21 protein-coding genes are annotated in these 20,527 nt (G+C 65.8%); 13 read left to right on the top strand and 8 right to left on the bottom strand.

Annotated elements, in window-relative coordinates:
* Positions 1-50: 50 nt before the first annotated feature.
* Positions 51-326: a hypothetical protein gene (locus H7F16_RS07440; RefSeq protein WP_185796947.1), complete on the bottom strand. Its 276-nt coding sequence runs from the start codon at positions 324-326 to the stop codon at positions 51-53.
* Positions 316-3,129 carry a [protein-PII] uridylyltransferase family protein gene (locus tag H7F16_RS07435; RefSeq protein ID WP_422121112.1) on the bottom strand — a complete coding sequence of 938 codons (2,814 nt, stop codon included), beginning with the start codon at positions 3,127-3,129 and terminating at the stop codon, positions 316-318. The genes H7F16_RS07440 and H7F16_RS07435 overlap by 11 nt, the downstream gene beginning before the upstream one ends.
* Positions 3,130-3,460: 331 nt before the next feature.
* Here H7F16_RS07435 and H7F16_RS07430 point away from each other — a divergent pair, with 331 nt between their 5' ends.
* From H7F16_RS07430 to H7F16_RS07415, 4 genes are all read left to right on the top strand, one after another.
* Positions 3,461-3,913, top strand: coding sequence for a DUF2852 domain-containing protein (locus tag H7F16_RS07430; protein WP_185796945.1), 453 nt, complete (start codon positions 3,461-3,463; stop codon positions 3,911-3,913).
* A 90-nt stretch (positions 3,914-4,003) separates the two neighbouring features.
* Entirely contained in the window at positions 4,004-4,438 is a 435-nt protein-coding gene (locus H7F16_RS07425) for an RDD family protein (protein ID WP_185796944.1), read from the top strand.
* 157 nt (positions 4,439-4,595) lie between these two features.
* A complete protein-coding gene (locus H7F16_RS07420; RefSeq protein WP_185796943.1) occupies positions 4,596-5,435 on the top strand; it encodes an arginyltransferase in 840 nt (279 codons plus the stop codon).
* A complete protein-coding gene (locus H7F16_RS07415; RefSeq protein WP_338401978.1) occupies positions 5,432-5,866 on the top strand; it encodes a VOC family protein in 435 nt (144 codons plus the stop codon). The genes H7F16_RS07420 and H7F16_RS07415 overlap by 4 nt, the downstream gene beginning before the upstream one ends.
* Positions 5,867-5,895: 29 nt before the next feature.
* Here H7F16_RS07415 and gstA read toward each other — a convergent pair whose 3' ends face one another.
* Positions 5,896-6,501, bottom strand: a complete 606-nt coding sequence (gene gstA, locus H7F16_RS07410; protein WP_185796942.1) for a glutathione transferase GstA — start codon at positions 6,499-6,501, stop codon at positions 5,896-5,898.
* 409 nt (positions 6,502-6,910) lie between these two features.
* Here gstA and H7F16_RS07405 point away from each other — a divergent pair, with 409 nt between their 5' ends.
* Positions 6,911-8,677 (top strand): acetolactate synthase 3 large subunit, encoded by a 1,767-nt coding sequence (locus tag H7F16_RS07405; protein WP_422121111.1) that lies wholly within the window; start codon positions 6,911-6,913, stop codon positions 8,675-8,677.
* A gap of 75 nt (positions 8,678-8,752) precedes the next feature.
* Positions 8,753-9,313, top strand: a complete 561-nt coding sequence (gene ilvN, locus H7F16_RS07400) for an acetolactate synthase small subunit (RefSeq protein ID WP_185796941.1) — start codon at positions 8,753-8,755, stop codon at positions 9,311-9,313.
* A 102-nt stretch (positions 9,314-9,415) separates the two neighbouring features.
* Here the strand turns inward: ilvN and H7F16_RS07395 are convergent, their stop codons facing one another.
* Both H7F16_RS07395 and H7F16_RS07390 read right to left on the bottom strand, forming a co-directional pair.
* Positions 9,416-9,862 carry a cytochrome c-type biogenesis protein gene (locus tag H7F16_RS07395; RefSeq protein ID WP_185796940.1) on the bottom strand — a complete coding sequence of 149 codons (447 nt, stop codon included), beginning with the start codon at positions 9,860-9,862 and terminating at the stop codon, positions 9,416-9,418.
* Complete coding sequence (locus tag H7F16_RS07390; protein ID WP_185796939.1) at positions 9,859-11,829, bottom strand: heme lyase CcmF/NrfE family subunit; 1,971 nt, start codon at positions 11,827-11,829, stop codon at positions 9,859-9,861. Before H7F16_RS07390 ends, H7F16_RS07395 begins: the two co-directional genes overlap by 4 nt.
* A 256-nt stretch (positions 11,830-12,085) precedes the next feature.
* On the opposite strand from H7F16_RS07390, the gene rocF reads away from it, so the two are divergent.
* Positions 12,086-13,006, top strand: a complete 921-nt coding sequence (gene rocF, locus H7F16_RS07385) for an arginase (protein ID WP_185796938.1) — start codon at positions 12,086-12,088, stop codon at positions 13,004-13,006.
* A 41-nt stretch (positions 13,007-13,047) separates the two neighbouring features.
* Here the strand turns inward: rocF and H7F16_RS07380 are convergent, their stop codons facing one another.
* Positions 13,048-13,326: an usg protein gene (locus H7F16_RS07380; protein WP_185796937.1), complete on the bottom strand. Its 279-nt coding sequence runs from the start codon at positions 13,324-13,326 to the stop codon at positions 13,048-13,050.
* 196 nt (positions 13,327-13,522) lie between these two features.
* On the opposite strand from H7F16_RS07380, the gene gyrA reads away from it, so the two are divergent.
* From gyrA to gluQRS, 5 genes are all read left to right on the top strand, one after another.
* Complete coding sequence (gene gyrA, locus H7F16_RS07375) at positions 13,523-16,237, top strand: DNA gyrase subunit A (RefSeq protein ID WP_185796936.1); 2,715 nt, start codon at positions 13,523-13,525, stop codon at positions 16,235-16,237.
* The gene (locus H7F16_RS07370; protein ID WP_185796935.1) at positions 16,230-16,544 is read left to right on the top strand and encodes a hypothetical protein; all 315 of its coding nucleotides are present in this window, start codon (positions 16,230-16,232) and stop codon (positions 16,542-16,544) included. Before gyrA ends, H7F16_RS07370 begins: the two co-directional genes overlap by 8 nt.
* 113 nt (positions 16,545-16,657) lie before the next feature.
* Positions 16,658-17,032: a DoxX family protein gene (locus H7F16_RS07365; RefSeq protein WP_206682585.1), complete on the top strand. Its 375-nt coding sequence runs from the start codon at positions 16,658-16,660 to the stop codon at positions 17,030-17,032.
* Between the two features lie 85 nt (positions 17,033-17,117).
* On the top strand, positions 17,118-18,452 hold the full coding sequence (gene trmFO / locus H7F16_RS07360) for a methylenetetrahydrofolate--tRNA-(uracil(54)-C(5))-methyltransferase (FADH(2)-oxidizing) TrmFO (RefSeq protein ID WP_185796933.1): 1,335 nt from the start codon (positions 17,118-17,120) through the stop codon (positions 18,450-18,452).
* Entirely contained in the window at positions 18,434-19,288 is an 855-nt protein-coding gene (gluQRS, locus tag H7F16_RS07355) for a tRNA glutamyl-Q(34) synthetase GluQRS (RefSeq protein ID WP_185796932.1), read from the top strand. The genes trmFO and gluQRS overlap by 19 nt, the downstream gene beginning before the upstream one ends.
* Before the next feature lie 50 nt (positions 19,289-19,338).
* Here the strand turns inward: gluQRS and hisI are convergent, their stop codons facing one another.
* Complete coding sequence (gene hisI / locus H7F16_RS07350) at positions 19,339-19,698, bottom strand: phosphoribosyl-AMP cyclohydrolase (RefSeq protein ID WP_185796931.1); 360 nt, start codon at positions 19,696-19,698, stop codon at positions 19,339-19,341.
* Between the two features lie 66 nt (positions 19,699-19,764).
* Here hisI and H7F16_RS07345 point away from each other — a divergent pair, with 66 nt between their 5' ends.
* Positions 19,765-20,214 carry an iron-sulfur cluster assembly scaffold protein gene (locus H7F16_RS07345; RefSeq protein WP_185796930.1) on the top strand — a complete coding sequence of 150 codons (450 nt, stop codon included), beginning with the start codon at positions 19,765-19,767 and terminating at the stop codon, positions 20,212-20,214.
* Between the two features lie 140 nt (positions 20,215-20,354).
* On the opposite strand, the gene H7F16_RS19865 is transcribed toward H7F16_RS07345, so the two are convergent.
* Positions 20,355-20,477: a hypothetical protein gene (locus H7F16_RS19865; RefSeq protein ID WP_277818363.1), complete on the bottom strand. Its 123-nt coding sequence runs from the start codon at positions 20,475-20,477 to the stop codon at positions 20,355-20,357.
* Positions 20,478-20,527 lie beyond the last annotated feature (50 nt).

Raw genomic sequence — 20,527 nt, 5'->3', positions numbered from 1 at the left:
CACCCCGCGCCATGCCACACGGGTCGGGGTGGCCCGCGTGGCGGCTTGCGCTAGACCGCGCCCTGCACCCGTGCGGCGCGGCCACCCTTGCGCTTGGGGTTCTCGGGGGCCATCAGCCCTTGCTCCATCACACCGCTCATCGGATGGTCGGGTTCGGCCATCCCGTAATGCGCGATCAGCGCCCTGAGCGCCTCTTTGGTATTGGCATCGACCGGCAGGCTTAAGGCCCAGTCGACAAAGATGGACCGGCATTCGCCCAAGGTGATGCCCTCGATACGGTAGCTTTCGCGTATCAACCCCTTGGGGTCGGCTTCCTCAATCCGCATGATGCGTCTCCCCATCTTCCACCTCGCCCAGATGCGCGTCGATCACCCGCGCCGCAAGTCCCGCGACCTGTTCGATCCGCGCGGTCAGGGCGTCGGCATCCGCCTCGCCCGTCTCGCGCAGAACAAAGGCCCGGGCCCCCTCGCCCATCGTGGCGGGGTCGAGCGTGCCTTCGGTGATCAACCGCGTCGCCGCCTGCACCCGCCACAGCAATCTGTAGCCATCGGTCAGGGTCTGCTGGTCCGAATCCGACAGGACAGAGGCCTTTCCCCCCGCGCGGAGCTGCGCCTCTACCCCGCGCGCGGGGCTTGCGGCGATCAGGGCTGCGGTCTCGGCCATCAGCTCGATATCCATGATCCGGCCCGGACCATTCTTGGCCTCCCACAGCCCCTTGGCGGGTTTGGCGGCCTGAAGGCGGGTGCGCATGGCCGCCACATCGGCGCGAACACCCGCGCCCTGCCCCTTTGCATGCAGAAGCCCGCGGCGGAAATCCTCGATCTCGGCGCGCAGCGACATCTCGCCCGCAAGGGGGCGCGCGCGGGTCAGCGCCAGATGTTCCCAAGTCCAGGCTTCGGTTTCCTGATAGCTGCGGAAGCTTTCCAGCGCGGTCGCAACCGGCCCCTGCCGCCCGCTGGGGCGCAGGCGCATGTCGACCTCGTAAAGCTTGCCCTCGGCCATCGGCGCGGTCAGCGCGGTGACAAGGGCCTGCGTCAGGCGCGCGTAATAGGGCCGCACGGCCAGCGGGCGCGGACCGTCCGAGGCCTCGGCCCCTGCCGCATCATAGATCACGATCAGGTCGAGGTCGGATCCCGCATTCAGCCGCGCCGCCCCGAGACTGCCCATGCCCAGCACCACGGCCCCCCGCCCCGGCATCGGCCCGTGCTTTCGCGCCACCTCGGCCACGACCAGCGGCCAGACAGCGGCGATCACCGCCTCGGCCAGATCGGCATAGTTCTTCGCCGCCTCGAAGGCATCGACCAGCCCGCGCAGGTGATGCACGCCGATGCGGAAATGCCATTCCTTCATCCAGCGGCGGGCGGCATCGAGCTTGCCTTCGTAATCCGCCGCCTCGGCCATGCGCGCCGCGCCATCCTCGACCAGCGCCCCGACACCGGGCCAGGGCGCAAAGAACGACCCGCCGATCACCCCGTCCAGCACGGCGGCATTGCGCGACAGGTATCGCGCCAGATCGGGCGAGGTGGCGGCGATGTCGATGATAAGGTCGATCAGCGCGGGATTGGCCTCGAACAGCGAGAAGATCTGCACCCCCGCAGGCAGGCCGCGCAGGAACCCGTCAAGCGCCACCAGCGCCTCGTCGGCATTGGCCGCCCGCGACAGCCGCGTGAGAAAGGCCGGGCGCAGGCGGCGGAAGATCTGCTGCGCGCGGTCCGACCGCAGGGCGGGATAGCTGCTCCAGCCTTCGACGATCGAGCGGGCGCTTTCGGACAGATCGGGCAGCGGTTCCTCGGCGGCACCGGGGGCGAAGAAGCCCTCGGTCAGCCGGTCGGTCCGCGACAGCCGGTCAAGAAGACCGGTGCGGAACGCCCCCTCCTCCATCCCGCAAAAGGCGGCGATGCGGGCAACCCCTTCGGCGCTAGCGGGCATGGTATGGGTCTGGGCGTCCTGCACCATCTGCAAGCGGTGCTCGACCTCGCGGTGCGCGCGATATAGCGTCACCAGTTCCTCGCAGACATCCTGCGGAATCCAGCGCTGCGCGGCAAGGGCGCGCAGCCCCCCCACCGTGGTCCGGTCGCGCAGCGACGCATCGCGCCCCCCCGCGATCAGTTGCCGCGTCTGGGTGAAGAACTCGATCTCGCGGATGCCGCCCTGCCCCAGCTTCATGTCATGCCCTTCGACGGCAAGGGCGCGGTTCAGCTGCCGATGCTCGCGGATGCGCAGGCGCATGTCATGCGCGTCCTGGATCGCCGCGAAATCAAGGTGCTTGCGCCAGACAAAGGGCACCAGCGTCCTCAGGAAGCGGTTCCCCGCCGCAAGATCGCCGCCGCAGGGGCGGGCCTTGATATAGGCGGCACGTTCCCATGTGCGGCCCACGCTTTCGTAATAGGCCTCGGCCGCCGCCATCGAAAGGCAGACAGGCGTCACGGCGGCGTCGGGGCGCAGGCGCAGGTCGGTGCGAAAGACATAGCCCCCCGCCGTCAGGTCCGAAAGCAGGGCCGTCATCCGGCGCGTGACGCGGATGAACGACTGGCGGGCCTCTTGCTCGACCCCTTTGTAACGGGTTTCGTCGAACAGGCAGACAAGGTCGATGTCCGAGGAATAGTTCAATTCCCCAGCCCCCATCTTGCCCATCGCCAGCGCCACCATCCCCGCGCCATCGGCCGCATCATCGGGCGTGGCACCGGGCAGGCGACCGCGGCGGATTTCCTCGGCCACGCCGGTCCTGATCGACAGGTCCACCGCCATGTCGGCCAGACGCGTCAGCGCCCCCGTCACCTGCTCGAGCGGCCAGACCCCGCCCAGATCGCACAGCGCCGTGAACAGCGCCGCGCGCCGCTTGGCAAGGCGCAGCGCATCGGAAAGCTGCTCGGACGGAACCGCTGCCAGATCGGCGAGCAGGCGGTCGAAAGCGGCCTCGGGGACGGCGGACAGGGCCTCGCGCAGCCAGACCCCCTCGCGCGTCATCAGGTCGCGCAGAAAGGGGCTGCATCCCGCCGTGGCGGACAGCAGCCCCGCCAGTTCGGGCGCAAGATCGCCAAAGGCGGCACGGGTCTCGGTTGCGGTCGCGGCATCATGGGCGACGGGCGAACGGGTCAGGCGGGAAAGGAATGTCGGGCTGTTGCTCATCATTTCACCATGCGACCGCAGCGCGGCAGGGTCAACCAAGCGCGGCGCGGCACTTGGCCCCGCCTGCGGTTCAGCCTTGGCCAAATACTCTCGGGGGGAAGGCGCGTCTTGCGCGCCTCGGGGGGCGGAAAGCCCCCCGTCCGCCCTCCCGTCCGCCCTCCCGCCCGGCACCCCGCCCGGCACCCCGCCCGGCCATTCGCCCGTGCGATGTGAATTATTTTAACATCGACCCTTGAAAGCGCATCCCGCGCTGCGCATCTTGCGTCATGTGAAAGACATTCACATCCACAGACGCCCCACCAACCCAATCACGACAGGGAGCCCGCCGCCGATGAGTTATACGACCCACACCGCACCGCGCTTTGGTTCGCGCCTTGGCGGTATCCTCTCCGCACCGCGCCGGGTCGAAGCCTGGCTCGACGATCGCGGCAAGCCCGCATGGATCGCGGCGATGGTGCTTGCCTTCATCTTCGTCTGGCCTGTCGGCCTTGCCCTTCTTGCCTATATGATCTGGAGCAAACGCATGTTCAATCGGTCCTGCCGCCACAGCCAAAGCCACAGCCGCAGCGCATGGGGCGGCGGCGTCTACGCCTCGTCCGGCAACTCGGCCTTCGACGCCTACAAGGCCGAAACCCTGCGCCGCCTCGAAGAGGAACAGGCCGCCTTCGAAGGCTTCCTGCAACGCCTGCGCGAGGCCAAGGACAAGTCCGAGTTCGATGCCTTCATGGAAGACCGCAGCCGCAAGGCACGCGGCGAAGGCGACGCGCCGCAGGCGCAGGCCTGATCCGGCCCGAACCTGCCAAGGGGGCGCGGCCCGCAAAGCCGCCCCCTAACACCCTTTTCACCGAAAGGCCCCGCCCCCATGTATTCCGGCATGACCCATGACACCGCCCTGCCCGACCCCGAGCGCCATGCCGAATTCTATGACGGCGTGGCGATCAAGCGCGGGCTGGCATGGCTGGTCGACACGCTCTTCGTCACGCTTCTGGTGATGGTGGCGACCCTGTTCACCGCCTTTACCGCGCTGTTCTTCCTGCCGCTGCTGTGGCTGACGGTCAGCTTCATCTACCGCTGGTCCACCCTGTCGGGGCGGTCGGCCACATGGGGCATGCGCCTGATGGGGGTCGAGTTCCTTGACCGCACGGGGCTTCGCTTCGATGCGGCGACGGCCTTCCTGCACACGCTTGGCTACACGCTGTCGATGGCCTTCGTGCTGCCGCAGGTGATCTCGGTCGGGCTTATGTGCCTGTCGCGGCGCGGTCAGGGCCTGACCGACATGCTGCTCGGCACGGTCGCGATCAACCGCTAGGCGATGCGGCGGGCAGCGATGCCCGCCCTGCGCCGCCGGAAATCAGGTTCGGGGTCGTATCATGGCTTGGCGGGTGGCGCGCGGCTTGCTAGGGTAGGTGCGCACTCCTATCCCGGATCGCCCGTCCTGCGGCTTTCAACGGCGTCAAATCGGCTTCATGCGGCACACCCTACCCATCGCGCCCCAATTCTATGTGACGGCACCGCAACCCTGCCCCTATCTTGACGGGCGGATGGAGCGCAAGCTGTTCACGGCATTGCAGGGCGAACATGCGCAGCGCCTGAACGACACGCTTTCCAAACAGGGATTCCGCCGCAGCCAGAACGTGCTTTACCGCCCCTCTTGCGCGGAATGTTCGGCCTGCCTCTCGGCCCGCATCCGGGTCGCCGATTTCGCCCCCTCGCGCGGGCATCGCCGCATCCTGAAGAAAGCGGCCGAGCTGCGCCGCAACGCCACCAGCCCCTGGGCGACCGAAGAACAGTTCGGCCTGTTCCGCCGCTATCTCGACACCCGCCATGCCGATGGCGGGATGGCCGACATGGACATCTTCGAATTCGCCGCGATGATCGAGGAGACGCCGATCAAGTCGCGCGTGATCGAATACACCCGCCCCCCCGGCTTGGGCGAGCGCGGGCGCCCGCTGGCCGCCGTCTGCCTGACCGATGTGTTCGATGACGGGCTGAGCATGGTCTACAGCTTCTACGACCCCGATCTGGCCGACCTGTCGCTGGGCACCTATGTCATCCTCGACCATATCGCCATCGCGCGCGAGGCGGGTTTGCCCTATGTCTATCTGGGCTACTGGGTGCCGGGCAGCCGCAAGATGGGCTACAAGGCGGGCTTTCCCGCGCTGGAAATCTACAAGGGCGGGCGCTGGCAGGACATCGGCGACCCCGCCGACCACAAGGCCGAGTTGCACCCCCTGTCGGTCGACCCGATCGCGGAACAGGTGGCCCGCATCAACCTGCCCGACACCCGCCAGACAGCACGCGAGTGACGGGCACGCGAGTGACGGGCGCGGGCGCGACGGAATCCCGCGCGACGGGCGCGCGACTTGCCGCCGTGGCGCTGATCGTTCCCGATTATGATCCGGCGATCCGCTTCTTTGTCGATGTGCTGGGCTTTTCGCTGGTCGAGGATATCCCGATGGGCGCAAAACGCTGGGTCACGGTCGAGCCGCCCGCAGGCGGGGCGCGGCTGGTTCTGGCCCGCGCCGAAGGGGACGGGCAGCAGGCCGCCATTGGCGCGCAGGGCGGCGGACGGGTCTGGCTGTTCCTGACCACCGACGACATCGCCCGCGACCGCGCAAGGATGCAGGCCGCAGACGTGGTTTTCGAAGAGCCGGTCCGACACGAACCCTATGGCAAGGTCTGCGTCTGGCGCGACCCGTTCGGCAACCGCTGGGATCTGATCGAACCCGCGGGGTAAGGCGGGGCCTTGCGACCCCGCCGCCGGTCTTACTTCAACAGGCCTTCGGCCTTCATCGCCGCCTGCACCGCAGGGCGTGCGGCGACGCGGTCGCGCCATGCCAGCAGGTTCGGAAAGGCCGAAAGGTCATGCTTCACGCCCGCCGACCAGTTGGTGACGGTGAAAAGATAGGCATCCGCCGGGGTGAAGGCATCGCCCAAAAGCCAGGTGCGGCCATCGGCAAGCTTTGCCTCGACCAGTTTCAGACGGCTTTCCAGCAGCGCGATCTGGGCAAGGCGGGCGTCGCCCTCGATGCCGCGGAAGAAGGGGGAATAGGTCTTGTGAACCTCGGTCGAGATGAAGTTCAGCATCTCTTGCAGACGGGCGCGTTCCAGCGTGCCGAGCGCGGGAAGCGTGCCGGGGGTCAGGCTGTCGGCCACGTATTGCATGATGGCCACGCCCTCGCAAAGCACCTCGCCCGAGTCGAGTTGCAGCGCGGGCACGGCGCCGCGCGGGGTGATGGCAAGGAAATCGGCCCCCGTCTCGGTCGTCTTGGCGCGGATGTCGGCGCGTTCGATCTGGAAGGGTTTGCCGGTCTCGGCCAGCACAATATGCGAGGCGAGCGAGCAGGCGCCGGGGGAATAGTAAAGTTTCATGGGGCACTCTTTGCTGGGGTCATTCGCCGACAGCAGTAGCGCCGCAGGGCGCATGCGGCAACGCGCCCGGGGGGTTTGGGGCGACTCAGCAGCGCGCAAAGCCTGTGCAATATCGCGCGGCTTTGCATAAATTGCGCGATCCCGGCCGCACGGGAAAGAAAACTTCAATTTTTGCACCCCCTGCGACACTTTCGATGCGTTTTTGCGGTTGACGGCCCCTTGGGGCGCCCCTAGGTTCCGCCGAGACGAAAACCTTGAGGGGGCGGTTATGACCGGCATTCTTGTAGAGGTAAGGAAACGGCGCATGGGGCGGTAACGCTGACCATATGGTTCCCATGCGCCCCCGACGAAAATCGGGGGCTTTTTGTTGGCGAAAGGGTCGGCTGACCCGACGAGAGGATGAGACGAGATGACCAAGGCTGCGAACATGACGATGACGGGCGCCCGTATGGTGGTGCAAGCGCTCAAGGATCACGGCGTCGAAGTTGTTTTCGGCTATCCCGGTGGCGCGGTGCTGCCCATCTATGACGAGATCTTCCAGCAGAACGACATCCGCCACATCCTTGTGCGCCACGAACAGGGTGCGGTGCATATGGCCGAGGGCTATGCCCGTTCGACCGGCAAGCCCGGCGTGGTGCTTGTCACCTCGGGTCCGGGTGCGACCAATGCCGTCACGGGGCTGACCGACGCGCTGCTCGATTCGATCCCGCTTGTCGTGCTGACGGGTCAGGTTCCGACCTTCATGATCGGCACCGACGGCTTCCAGGAGGCCGACACCATCGGCATCACCCGCCCCTGCACCAAGCACAACTGGCTGGTCAAGGACACGGCCGATCTTGCCTCGACCATCCACACGGCCTTTCACGTGGCCACCTCGGGGCGTCCGGGCCCCGTGCTGATCGACATTCCGAAGGATGTGCAATTCGCCACGGCGCAATACACGACCAAGGAAATCTCGCGCGCGCCGCATTACCAGCCGCGCGTCAAGGGCGACATGGAGCAGATCACCCGTCTGGTCGAGATGATGGAGGCCGCCGAGCGCCCCGTCTTCTACACCGGCGGCGGCGTGATCAACTCGGGCCCCGAGGCCAGCCGCATCCTGCGCGAGCTGGTGGCGGGCACCGATTTCCCGATCACCTCGACGCTGATGGGGTTGGGGTCCTATCCCGCCTCGGGCAAGAACTGGCTGGGCATGCTGGGGATGCATGGCCTTTACGAGGCCAATCTTGCCATGCACGGCTGCGATCTGATGATCAACGTCGGCGCAAGGTTCGACGACCGCATCACCGGACGGGTCAAGGATTTCTCGCCCCATTCGAAAAAGGCGCATATCGACATCGACCCCTCGTCGATCAACAAGGTGATCCGCGTCGATGTGCCGATCGTGGGCGATGTGGGCAATGTGCTGGCCGATGTGCTGGCGCTGTGGAAATCGCGCGGCTCCAAGACCAACAAGGCGGGTCTGGCCAAATGGTGGAAGCAGATCAACGAATGGCGCGCGGTCGAATGCCTGAACTACAAGCCCTCGACCAAGACGATCAAACCGCAATACGCGCTGCAACGCCTCGAGGCCCTGACCAAGGGCATGGACCGCTACATCACGACCGAAGTGGGCCAGCACCAGATGTGGGCGGCGCAATACCTCGGCTTCGAGGACCCGAACCGCTGGATGACGAGCGGCGGATTGGGCACGATGGGCTATGGTCTGCCCGCCAGCATCGGCGTGCAGATCGCGCATCCCGAGGCGCTGGTGGTGAACGTCGCGGGCGAGGCCTCGTGGCTGATGAACATGCAGGAGATGGGCACGGCGATGCAGTTCCGCGCGCCGGTCAAGCAGTTCATCCTGAACAACGAACGCCTTGGCATGGTGCGCCAGTGGCAGGAATTGCTGCATGGCGAGCGCTATTCGCATTCCTGGAGCGAAAGCCTGCCCGATTTCGTCAAGCTGGCGGAAGCCTTCGGCTGCAAGGGGCTGAAATGCTCGGACCCGAAAGACCTTGATGATGCGATCATGGAGATGATCCGCTATGACGGTCCGGTGATCTTCGACTGCCTTGTCGAGAAGCACGAGAACTGCTTCCCGATGATCCCGAGCGGAAAGCCGCATAACGAGATGCTGCTGGGCGAGGCGGATACGCAGGGCGTGATCGGCGCAAAAGGGGCGGTTCTGGTGTGATCTGGCGGAGCGGGGGGCCATATGCCCCCCCGCACCCCGAGGATATTTCAAGACAGAAAATGAAGGGAGCAGTCGATGTCGGCGCTCAACATCAAAAAAGGCTCCAGCAGCCATTCGGCCTATGATCTGCGCGACCCGAATGCGGTGGTGATCGAGCAGCATACGCTGGCGGTGCTGGTCGATAACGAAAGCGGCGTTCTCGCGCGGGTGATCGGCCTGTTCTCGGGGCGCGGCTACAACATCGACAGCCTGACCGTGGCCGAGGTCGACCATGCGGGCCACCGGTCGCGCATCACGGTCGTCACGCGCGGCACGCCGCAGGTGATCGAGCAGATAAAGGCGCAGCTCGCGCGGATGGTTCCGGTGCATGACGTGCATGACCTGACCGCCGAAGGCCCGGCCGTGCAGCGCGAACTGGCCCTGTTCAAGGTGGCCGGCAAGGGCGACGCGCGGATCGAGGCGCTGCGGCTGGCCGAGATCTTCCGCGCCAATGTGGTGGACAGCACCCTCGAAAGCTTCGTTTTCGAGATCACCGGCACGCCCGAGAAGATCGACGCGTTCGGCGACCTGATGCGCCCGCTCGGTCTGGTCGAGATCGCCCGCACGGGTGTTGCGGCACTGGCGCGCGGCGTCTGACGGGCGGAGTCTAAGGGGCGGCGTCTGACGGGCGGCGGGTGCCGTCCCGACACGGCAGCAGACAGGCGACAGGGCGCGGGACAGTCCCGCGCCTTGTCCCGTTCAGTCCTTCATCAATTCGGCCAGCCGCGCCTCTTCCTCGGCGCTGAGGGCGGACTCGCCCGCGCCACGGCGGCGCAGGGTGACGGCGGCGACCGCAATTCCGCCCAGAAGCATCAGCGGACCTGCCGCCCAGAGCATCAGGTTCCAGCCCGATGTGGCGGGTTTGAGCAGCACGAATTCGCCGAAACGGTCGGTGACGAAGGCCATCACCTCGGCATCCGTGTCGCCTTCGGTGATGCGGGCGCGGATCACCTCGCGCAGGGTCTTGGCGATCTGCGCGTCACTGTCATCGATGTTCTCGTTCTGGCAGACGGGGCAGCGCAGCTCTTTTGACAGCTCGCGCGCCCGCGCCTCGAGTGCGGGATCGGCCAGCATTTCCGAGGGTTGCACCGCAAAGACCGGTGCCGCCGCCCCGAGGGCAAGCGCAAGGACGAGCGCGCGCTTCATTCGGCAGGCACTCCGGCCGGTTGGCGGCGGGCGCCGGCGGCAAGGCGGTAGCGGCGGTCCGAAAGGCTGAGCAAGCCGCCAAGCGCCATGACAAGCGCCCCGCCCCAGAGCCAGTTGGCAAAGGGTTCGATATAGCTGCGCACCGCCCAGCCGCCGTTGTCCTGCGGATCGCCGATCACCACGTAAAGGTCGCGCCACAGGCCCTGGTCGATGGCGGCCTCGGTCGTGGGCATTCCGGCGATGGGGTAGTTGCGCTTTTCGGGATGCAGCAGCGCCACCTCGTCCCCGTTGCGCATCACCCGCATGTCGGCCGTGGTCGAGGTGTAGTTCGGCCCCTGCACCTGCCGCACGTCCTGCAAGGTGATCTCGTAGGGGCCAAGGGGGAAGGTCTCGCCCTTTTGCACGACGCGGATGTCCTCGGTCTTCCACGACATCATCGCGGCCACGGCGAAGATGGTGATGCCAAGCCCCGCATGGGCCGTGGCCTTGCCCCAGTCGCTGCGCGGCAGGCGGGTCAGGCGGGCAAGCCGGCCCGCAAGCGCCCCGCGCCCCGTGCGTTGCCACAGGTCGGTCAGCGCGCCCCCCACGACCCAGAGCGCAAGGATGACCCCCACAGGACCAAGCGCCGAGCGCCCCGTCTGCATCGCCCAGACCAGCGCGCCGCAGGACAGCGCCAGAACCGCCACGGGCCAAAGCGGGCGCAGCGTGCGCGTCACCTCGCCCCGCTTCCACGGCAGCATCGAGCCGAGCGGCAGCAGGGTCGCAAGCGCCACCATGAAGGGCGAGAAGGCGGCGTCGAAGAAGGGTTCGCCCACCGAGAGTTTGCGGTTGAAGAACATCTCGGCCACCAGCGGCCAGATCGTGCCGACAAAGACCACGAAAGCCGAGACGGCCAGCAGCAGGTTGTTGGCCACCAGCGCGGATTCGCGGCTGACGAGGGCGAAGACGCCCTTGCCCTCCATCGCGCCGGCGCGGGCGGCGAAAAGTGTCAACGCGCCGCCCATGAACACCCCGAGGATGGCAAGGATGAACACCCCGCGGTCGGGGTCGTTGGCAAAGGCGTGGACCGAGGTGATGACCCCCGAGCGCACGATGAAGGTGCCGATGAGCGAGAAGCCGAAGGCGAGGATCGCCAGCAGGATCGTCCATGCCTTCAGGGTTTCGCGCTTTTCGACGACGATGGCCGAATGCAGCAGCGCCCCCGCGAGAAGCCAGGGCATGAACGAGGCGTTCTCGACCGGATCCCAGAACCAGAAGCCGCCCCAGCCCAGTTCGTAATAGGCCCACCACGACCCGAGCGCGATGCCGATGGTCAGGAAAACCCACGAGATCAGTGTCCAGGGCCGGACCCAGCGCGCCCATGCGGCATCGACACGGCCCTCGATCAGGGCGGCGACGGCGAAGCTGAAGGACATCGAAAGACCGACATAGCCGAGGTAGAGGAAGGGCGGGTGGAAGGCGAGACCGGGGTCTTGCAGCAAGGGGTTCATGTCCTGCCCGTTCAGGGGCGGAATCTCGAGCCGCAGGAAGGGGTTCGAGGTGAGCAGCATGAAGAGCAGGAACGCCACGGCGACCATCGCCTGCACCGACAGCACGCGCGCCTTCAGCTGCGGCGGAAGGTTGCCGCCGAACCAGACCGCACAGGCCCCGTAGAGCGACAGGATCAGCACCCAGAGCAGCAGCGAGCCTTCGTGATTGCCCCAGACCCCCGACACTTTGTACAGCATCGGCTTGAGGGTATGCGAATTCTCGACCACCACCTTGAGCGAGAAGTCCGAGGCGACGAAGCCCCAGGTCAGCACGCCGAAGGAAAAGGCGATGAGCAGGAACTGCGCGATGGCCGCAGGGTCGCCCACCGCCATCCATGCCGCATCGCGCCGTTGCGCGCCGACCAGCGGCACCACCGATTGCACCACGGCCACCGCGAGGGCGAGGATCAGGGCGAAATGTCCCAGTTCGATGAGCACGGCATTGCCTCCTGCAAGTCGGGGCTGAGTCTAGGGGGAAACGGCGCGCAGTTCCATGCCCCTGCGTCGCCACGGCGCAGGGGTGACGAAAGGGTGAACGCCGCGCCCGCCGCCGCCGCCGCGCCCGCCGCCGCCCCCGGGAGGGCTGTCTGCCCTCCCGGACCCTCCCGAGGATATTTGGGGCAAGAGGAAGCGGGCGTCGGGGGTGACGCTTGGCGCGGAAGGCGGTAAGACAGGGCGAAACGGGAGAAGAACCATGTCGAACGCCATCCTGATCGGCGCGCCGGTCGACAGCGGGCAGCGCTATGCCGGCTGCATGATGGGGCCTGCGGCCTATCGCGTGGCGGGGATCGCTGCGGCCTTGCGCGATCTGGGCCACGGGGTCGAGGATTGGGGCGACGTCGCCCTGCCCGAACTGGCCGAGGTGGCATGTGCCAATCCGTCGGTGCATCATCTGGCCGAGACGCTGGGCTGGACCGAGGTGCTGTGCGACCGTGTCGATGATGCGCTTTCGGCGGGCGCGCTGCCCGTGGTGATGGGGGGCGACCATTCGCTGGCGCTGGGGTCGGTGGCGGGGGCCGCCGCCTATGCGCAGCGCAGCGGCCGGCCGCTGTTTCTGCTCTGGCTTGACGCCCATTCCGATTTCCATACGCCGGTGACGACCACTTCGGGCAATCTGCATGGCACGCCGGTCGCCTATATCGCGGGGCGCGAGGGGTTCGACGCCTTCCCCCCCTTCCCCGCCCCGATCCCGCCCGAACGCATCTGCCTTTACGGGATCCGTTCGGTGGACCCGGCCGAACATGCCGCCCTGCTGCTGCATGACATCGCCATCAACGACATGCGCGTGATCGACGAGCGCGGCATCGTGGCCCCCTTGCGCGAATTCCTGCAACGGGTCGCGGCGGCGGGGGGGATGCTGCATGTCTCGCTCGATGTCGATTTCCTCGACCCCTCGATCGCGCCTGCGGTGGGCACGACCGTGCCGGGCGGCACCACCTTTCGCGAGGCGCATCTGGTGATGGAACTGCTGCATGAAAGCGGGTTGGTCACATCGCTCGATCTGGTCGAGCTGAACCCTTTCCTCGACGAGCGCGGGCGCACGGCGCGGCTGATGGTCGACCTTGTCGCCAGCCTGATGGGGCGCAAGGTCTTTGACCGTCCGACACGGGCGTAATCCGACAGGGGCGCAAGCGGTTCGCGCGGCAGCTTTCGCGGTCAGTGCAGGCGGAATTCGCCCACCACGTTGCGCCATTCGCCCGGTGCGATCAGCTTGCGATGGGTGAAGCGGACCGAATGCAGCGGCCCCTCGATCTGGCCCTGCCAGAATTCGATGAAGCGGAAAAGCTCGGGGTAATCCGGCGCAAGATCATAGGTCTGCCAGACGAAGGTGTTGAGAACATTGCGATAATCGGGGATGCGGTAGAAAAGTTCGGCCGTGGTGAGCCCGTAGCCTTTCAGCATCTTTTCCGTCTCGGTCAGCTGGGTGGTTTGCATGGTGTTTCCCACGTTTGAAATGCCCGTAAGGAAACTGTGCCGCGAATCGTTTTATTCTTCAACGAAAACAATATGTTGGCACTAGGCCGGGGTGGCTGCCAAAAGCGGCGAGCCAGGGCCATTGCACCCTATATCCGCGATGGTGTAAGGTCGCGCCAACCATATATTGATCCCTTGCTGGAAGGTGCGGCCCGCTGTGACCGATACGCCCGAAACCCCTGAAAACACCGAAGAATCCGCGCCCAAATCGGCTTGGACCGGACAGCAGCGATCCATCTCGGAAGAGATGAAGACCGCCTATCTCGACTACGCGATGAGCGTGATCGTCAGCCGGGCGATCCCCGATCTGCGTGACGGGTTGAAGCCGGTCCACCGCCGCATCCTTTTTGCGATGCATGAAAGCGGCAACAACCACGAAAAGCCCTATCGCAAATCGGCCCGCCCCGTCGGCGATACGATGGGGAAATACCACCCCCACGGCGACTCGGCGATTTATGACGCGCTGGTGCGGATGGCGCAGCCCTTTTCCATGTCGCTGAAGCTGCTGGACGGTCAGGGCAACTTTGGCTCGATGGACGGCGATAGCGCCGCCGCGATGCGCTATACCGAAGTGCGGATGGACAAGCCCGCCGCCTTCCTTTTGGCCGATATCGATAAGGAAACGGTCGAATTCCAGGACAACTACGACGGCAAGGACCGCGAACCCACGGTTCTGCCCGCACGGTTTCCCAACATGCTGGTCAATGGCGCGGGCGGCATCGCCGTCGGCATGGCCACCAACATCCCGCCCCATAACCTTGGCGAGGTGATCGACGGCACGCTGGCGATGATCGAGAACCCCGACATCTCGACCGAGGCGTTGATGGAGATCATCCCTGCCCCCGATTTCCCGACGGGCGGCGTGATCCTTGGCCGCTCGGGCGCGCGCAAGGCCTATCTGGAAGGGCGCGGCAGCGTCATCATCCGCGCCAAGACGCGGATCGAGGAAATCCGCAAGGACCGCTTCGCCATCATCCTGGACGAGATCCCCTATCAGGTGAACAAGTCCACCATGATCGAGAAGATCGCCGAAATGGTGCGCGAGAAGCGCATCGAGGGCATCGCCCATGTGCAGGACGAATCCGACCGCATCGGCGTGCGGGTGGTGATCGAACTCAAACGCGATGCCACGCCCGAGGTGGTGCTGAACCAGCTTTACCGCTTCACCACCATGCAGGTGCATTTCGGCTGCAACATGCTGGCCTTGAACGGCGGCCGCCCCGAACAACTGACCTTGCGCGATTTCCTGAGCCATTTCATCGTCTTCCGCGAGGAAGTGGTGGCCCGTCGCACGGCCTTTGAACTGCGCAAGGCGCGCGAGCGCAGCCATATCCTCTGCGGTCTGGCGGTCGCCGTCTCGAACGTCGACGAGGTGGTGCGCACCATCCGCGCCAGCGCCGATGCCGCCGAGGCCCGCGAGAAGCTGATGACCCGCCGCTGGCCCGCACAGGACATCGCCGATTACATCAAGCTGATCGACGACCCGTCGCACCGGATCAACGAGGACGGCACCTACAACCTGTCGGAAATCCAGGCCCGCGCCATCCTCGATCTGCGCCTGCAACGCCTGACCGCGATGGGGGTGAAAGAGGTCACGGACGAGCTGGCCGACCTTGCCGCCAAGATCCGCGACTATCTCGACATTCTCGGCAGCCGCGAGCGGATCATGGCGATCATCTCGGACGAGCTGCGCGAAGTGAAAGCCGCCTTTGCCGTGCCCCGCCGGACCGAGATTCAGGACTGGGCCGGAGACATGGACGACGAGGACCTGATCGAGCGCGAGGATATGGTCGTGACCATCACCTCGGGCGGCTACATCAAGCGCACGCCGCTTGCCGAATTCCGCGCCCAGAACCGCGGCGGCAAGGGGCTGTCGTCGATGGCGACGAAAGAGGATGACGTCGTCACCACGCTGTTCGTGGCCAATACGCATACGCATCTTTTGTTCTTCACCACCGACGGCATGGTCTACAAGATGAAGACATGGCGTCTGCCGCTGGCGGGACGCACGGCCAAGGGCAAGGCCATCGTCAACATCCTGCCCATCGCCAGCGGCGTGTCCATCGCGGCGCTGATGCCGGTCGATGTGCCGGAAGCCGATTGGGACAAGCTTCAGATCGTCTTTGCCACCAGTGACGGCGATGTGCGCCAGAACGACCTGTCGGATTTCACCAACGTCAAGCGCAACGGCAAGATCGCGATGAACCTGCCCGAGGGGGTCAGCCTTGTGAACGCCGCCATTGCGGATGAAAACGATGACGTGATGCTGGTGACGGCGGGCGGGCGGGCGATCCGCTTCCCCACCACCGATATCCGCGTGTTCAAATCGCGCGGGTCGACCGGCGTGCGCGGCATCCGGCTGGGCAAGGACGACCAGGTCGTGTCGATGGCGATCATCCGCCATTTCGAGGCCGATCCCGCCGAGCGCGAAGCCTATCTCAAGCAGCGCCGCCTGATGGCCGGCGCCCCCGACGAGGCCGAGGCGGACGAGGACGAAGTCACCGTCGAGGCGGGCCAGCTTTCGACCGAGCGCTATGCCGAAATGTCGGCGGCCGAGGACCTGATCCTGACCATCACTGCAGGCGGATCGGGCAAACTGTCGTCAAGCCACGATTACCCCGTGCGGGGCCGTGGCGGCATGGGCGTCAAGGCGATGGACGGCGCGATGCGCGGCGGCAAGCTTGTCGCCTCGTTCCCCGTCGAAACCTCGGACCAGATCATGCTTGCCACCTCGACCGGACAGTCGATCCGCGTGCCTGTGGACCAGATCAGCTTCCGCTCGCGCAGCGCAGGCGGGGTCAAGGTGTTCAACGTGGGGGCCGATGAACAGGTCGTCTCGGTCGCCCGCGTGGCAGAACAGGGCGATGAGTGATGCCCCTGCCCTGCTGGCCGAACGGCTGGCAGGGCTGGCGGCTTCGCGGGAAACCGTGACCTATGGTGCGCTTGCGGCGGCACTCGGGCTGCGTATGGCCGAACTGACCGCGCTTCTGGAAGCGACGATGGAGGCCGATGCGGCAGCAGGGCGACCGCTGCGGGCGGCGGTGATGGAGGGCAAGCTTTCGGGTGGGCTTCCGGCAAAGGGGTTCTTCGACAAGGCGGCCGGGCTTGGCTTCGATACGTCGGATCCGGCGGGATTCACCGGGCAGATGCGCGCAGCTCTGGCCGTTCACCCGGAATAACAGTGCATTTGCGCACATAGGCTTTGCGCCCCTTGGGCTGTGGAAACGCCGAAGCTGCGGGTAATCAATCCCCATCCGGCAGCGAAAAGCCGGGCCAGATCAGGGGAACCATGATGAACAAAGTGAATGACTTCGGACCCGTTGCGGCACGTCTGCTGATGGCGGCGCTGTTCCTGCTTGCGGGGCTTGGCAAGCTTGCGGATGTGCAGGGCTTTGCGGGCTATCTGACCTCGGGCGGGCTTCCGGCTTTCCTTGCATGGCCGTCGATCCTGTTCGAGATCGCCGTGGGCGTGCTGCTGGTCATCGGCTACCAGACGCGGATCGTGGGGCTTGCCGGTGCGGCCTTCTGTGTCGTCGCGGCGGCGCTTTACCACAACAACTTTGCCGACCAGACGCAGATGGTGATGTTCCTGAAGAACCTTGCCATCGCGGGCGGCTTCCTGCTGCTCTCGGCCAACGGGGCCGGAAAGTTCGCACTGGACAAGTGATCCTGCCGCAACCGGGGCCGAACGAGGGGCCGGGGGGTGAACCCCGGCCCTTTCCTATTGCGGGGAAAGGCCCTAAATCAGCGCCATGACACAAGAACTCCACATCATCGGCGGCGGCATGGCCGGTTCGGAAGCGGCATGGCAGGCAGCGCAAATGGGCGTGCCGGTCGTGATCCATGAAATGCGCCCCAAGGTCGGCACCTTTGCCCATCGAACGGGGCATTTCGCGGAAATGGTCTGCTCAAATTCCTTCCGCTCGGACGATGACGAACGCAACGCCGTGGGCTTGCTGCATTGGGAAATGGGCGCGGCAAACGGGCTGATCATGGAAACGGCCCGCGCCCACCGCCTGCCCGCAGGCGGCGCGCTTGCCGTTGACCGCGACCCCTTTGCCGAGGCGGTCACCGCACGGCTTCTGGCGCATCCGCTGATTTCCACCGCCTATGACGAGATCACCGAGCTTCCCGCCGACGGCCACTGGATCATCGCCACCGGCCCGCTGACCAGCACGGCGCTGGCCACCAGCATCCGCAGCGCGACGGGGGCCGATAGCCTTGCCTTTTTCGACGCCATAGCACCCATCGTCTATGCGGAATCGGTGGATATGTCGGTCGCCTGGATGCAGTCGCGCTATGACAAGGGCGAGACCGAGGAAGAACAGACCGCCTACATGAACTGCCCGATGGACCGCGAGCAGTACTACGCATTCATCGACGCGCTGCTGGCCGCCGACAAAACCGAATTCCACGAAGGCGAGACGGCGGGCTATTTCGACGGCTGCCTGCCGATCGAGGTGATGGCCGAACGCGGCCGCGAGACCTTGCGCTTTGGCCCGATGAAACCCGTGGGGTTGACCAATCCGCATTCGGATAAAAAGCCCTATGCCGTGGTGCAACTGCGGCGCGACAACAAGCTTGGCACGCTCTACAATATCGTAGGGTTCCAGACCAAGATGAAGTATGGCGCGCAAACCGCTGTTTTCAAAATGATTCCGGGGCTAGAGAACGCCTCGTTCGCGCGACTGGGCGGGATACACCGCAACACCTTCATCAATTCGCCCACCCTGCTTGATGCGCAGATGCGCCTGAAATCGCGGCCCAACATCCGCTTTGCAGGTCAGGTCACGGGCGTCGAAGGCTATGTCGAAAGCGCCGCGATGGGGCTTTTGGCGGGGCGCATGGCGGCGGCGGAACTGCTGGGGCGCAGCCTGCCCCCGCCCCCGCCCGATACGGCGACGGGCGCGCTTATCACCCATATCACCGGCGGGGCCGAGGCCAAGACCTTCCAGCCGATGAACGTGAACTTCGGCCTTTTCCCCCCGATCGACGCAAAGGGCGGGCGCAAGGGACGCAAGGACCGCTACAAGGCCTATACCGACCGCGCCAAGGAAAGCTTCACCGCATGGCTGGCCACCCAGTAAGGTTTCGCACGCGCTTTGCCCCCTCTCCGACGGGGCCGCTGCATCTGGGACATGCCTATTCCGCCATCCTTGCCCATGACATGGCCCGCGCGGCAGGCGGCGAATTCCTGCTGCGGATGGAGGATACCGATCTGGAACGCTGCCGCCCCGAATGGGAGGCGCTGATCGTCGAGGACCTGTCATGGCTGGGCCTGCGCTGGGACGGGCCGGTCCTGCGGCAGTCGGACAGGATCGACAGCTACAACCGCCGCCTTGAACCGCTTGCGCATCGGGGGCTGCTCTATCCCTGTTCCTGCACCCGCGCCGACATCCGCGCCGCCCTGTCCGCCCCGCAAGAGGGCGTGGCCTTCTCCGTCTATCCCGGCACCTGTCGCGGGCGGGCGATGCAGACGCGGGCGGCGGGTGATGCGCTGCGCCTCGATCTTGCGGCGGCCTTCGACGCGCTCGCAAGCGCAGACCTGCGCTTTCAGGAAACCGGCCCCGCCCATGCCGGCCCCCACCGGATCGACCGCGCCACTGCCTTGCGGCAGATCGGCGATGTGGTCCTGTCACGCAAGGGCGAGGATATCGTGGCCTATTTCCTCGCCTCGGCCTTCGACGATGCCGATCAGGGCATCACCCATGTCATCCGCGGCGAGGATCTGTTCGACTTCACCCCCGTGCAGGTGATCTTGCAGCACCTGTTCGGCCTGCCGACCCCCGTCTATCACCACCACCGCCTGATCCGCGACGAGGCGGGCAAGCGGCTGGCCAAGCGCGATGATGCGCGGGCCTTGCAGAAATACCGCGCCGAGGGGATGACGCCCGCAGGAATCAGGGCGATGGTCGGGCTTTAGCGCCAAATTCCTTGCAAGGAATTTGCAGTTTTCTTCAGGAAAATTGCGCCCTAGGCCATCGGTTCGGTCAGGATGACGGCCTCGCCGCCCCGCACGGCCGTGTAAAAGCACGACCTGCGGTTGGTGTGGCAGGCGGGGCCTTCCTGATCGACCAGCGCCAGCAGGCAATCGCTGTCGCAATCCACGCGCAGCTCGACCAGCTTTTGCACATGGCCCGAGGTTTCGCCCTTGATCCAGAACGCCTGCCGCGACCGGCTCCAATAGGTCACCCGCCCCGTGGCAAGCGTTTGCGCCACGGCTTGCGCATTCATCCATGCCATCATCAAGACCTCGCCCGTGGCATGGTCCTGCGCGATGCAGGGGATCAGGCCGTTGGCATCATACTTTAGGCGTGTCGGATCGAAGGGCATGCGCCTTCTCCTTGGCAGGGCGTCAGGTCGGGTCTATCTATGACGGGCCGAGAGGAAGGGAAAGTCATGTCCGACAGCGATCTGGTCAAGCTCTATTCCGGCCGCATCCTTGCGCTGGCAGCCGACATTCCCCATCTGGGCCGACTGACCGACCCCGATGGCACGGCCAAGAAACGCTCGCCGCTGTGCGGGTCGACCGTGACGGTGGATGTGATGCTGGATCACGGGCGCATCGCAGGCTTCGGGCAGGATGTGAAAGCCTGCGCCCTTGGTCAGGCCGCCGCAGCCGTGGTCGGTGCCGCCATCATCGGCCGCACGCGGGACGAGGTGGCCGAGGCACGCGATCAGTTGACCGCGATGCTGAAAGCGGGAGGCCCTGCCCCGTCCGCCCCCTTCGACGGGCTCGAGGTGCTGCTTCCGGCGCGGGACTACACCAACCGCCACGCCTCGATCCTGCTGGCGCTCGATGCGACGCTCGAGGCGATGGACAGCGCCGCCGCCAAGCAAAGCGCATAAAAAAACCGCCGCGCGTCACGGGACGGCGGCGGCAAGTCGCGTGTCTTTGCGGGTGGGGGCTTGGGGAACCCCGGGCGCGTCACTTGGGGACCGACGCGCCTGACCGGCAGCAAGACCGCAGGCAGAAAGCGAAAGCGGCGTCAGGCATTGCCCGAGATGTAAAGCCCGACGATGAGCAGCGAGAACAGCGTGACCATGCCGAGCGCGTCTTCGATCAGCGTGGCGCGCGAGCGGAGGATGATGTCTTTCAGTTCCGTCAGCATGTTCAACCCCTGTTTGGTTAACCTGTTCTTTATTTGTTCTCACATTCCCG

Source organism: Paragemmobacter straminiformis, from assembly GCF_014243445.1.
In the GTDB taxonomy this organism is placed as follows: Bacteria; Pseudomonadota; Alphaproteobacteria; order Rhodobacterales; family Rhodobacteraceae; genus Paragemmobacter; species Paragemmobacter straminiformis.
Note: the sequence above shows the minus strand (reverse complement) of the source record. Positions and strands in the feature narration are given on the sequence as shown.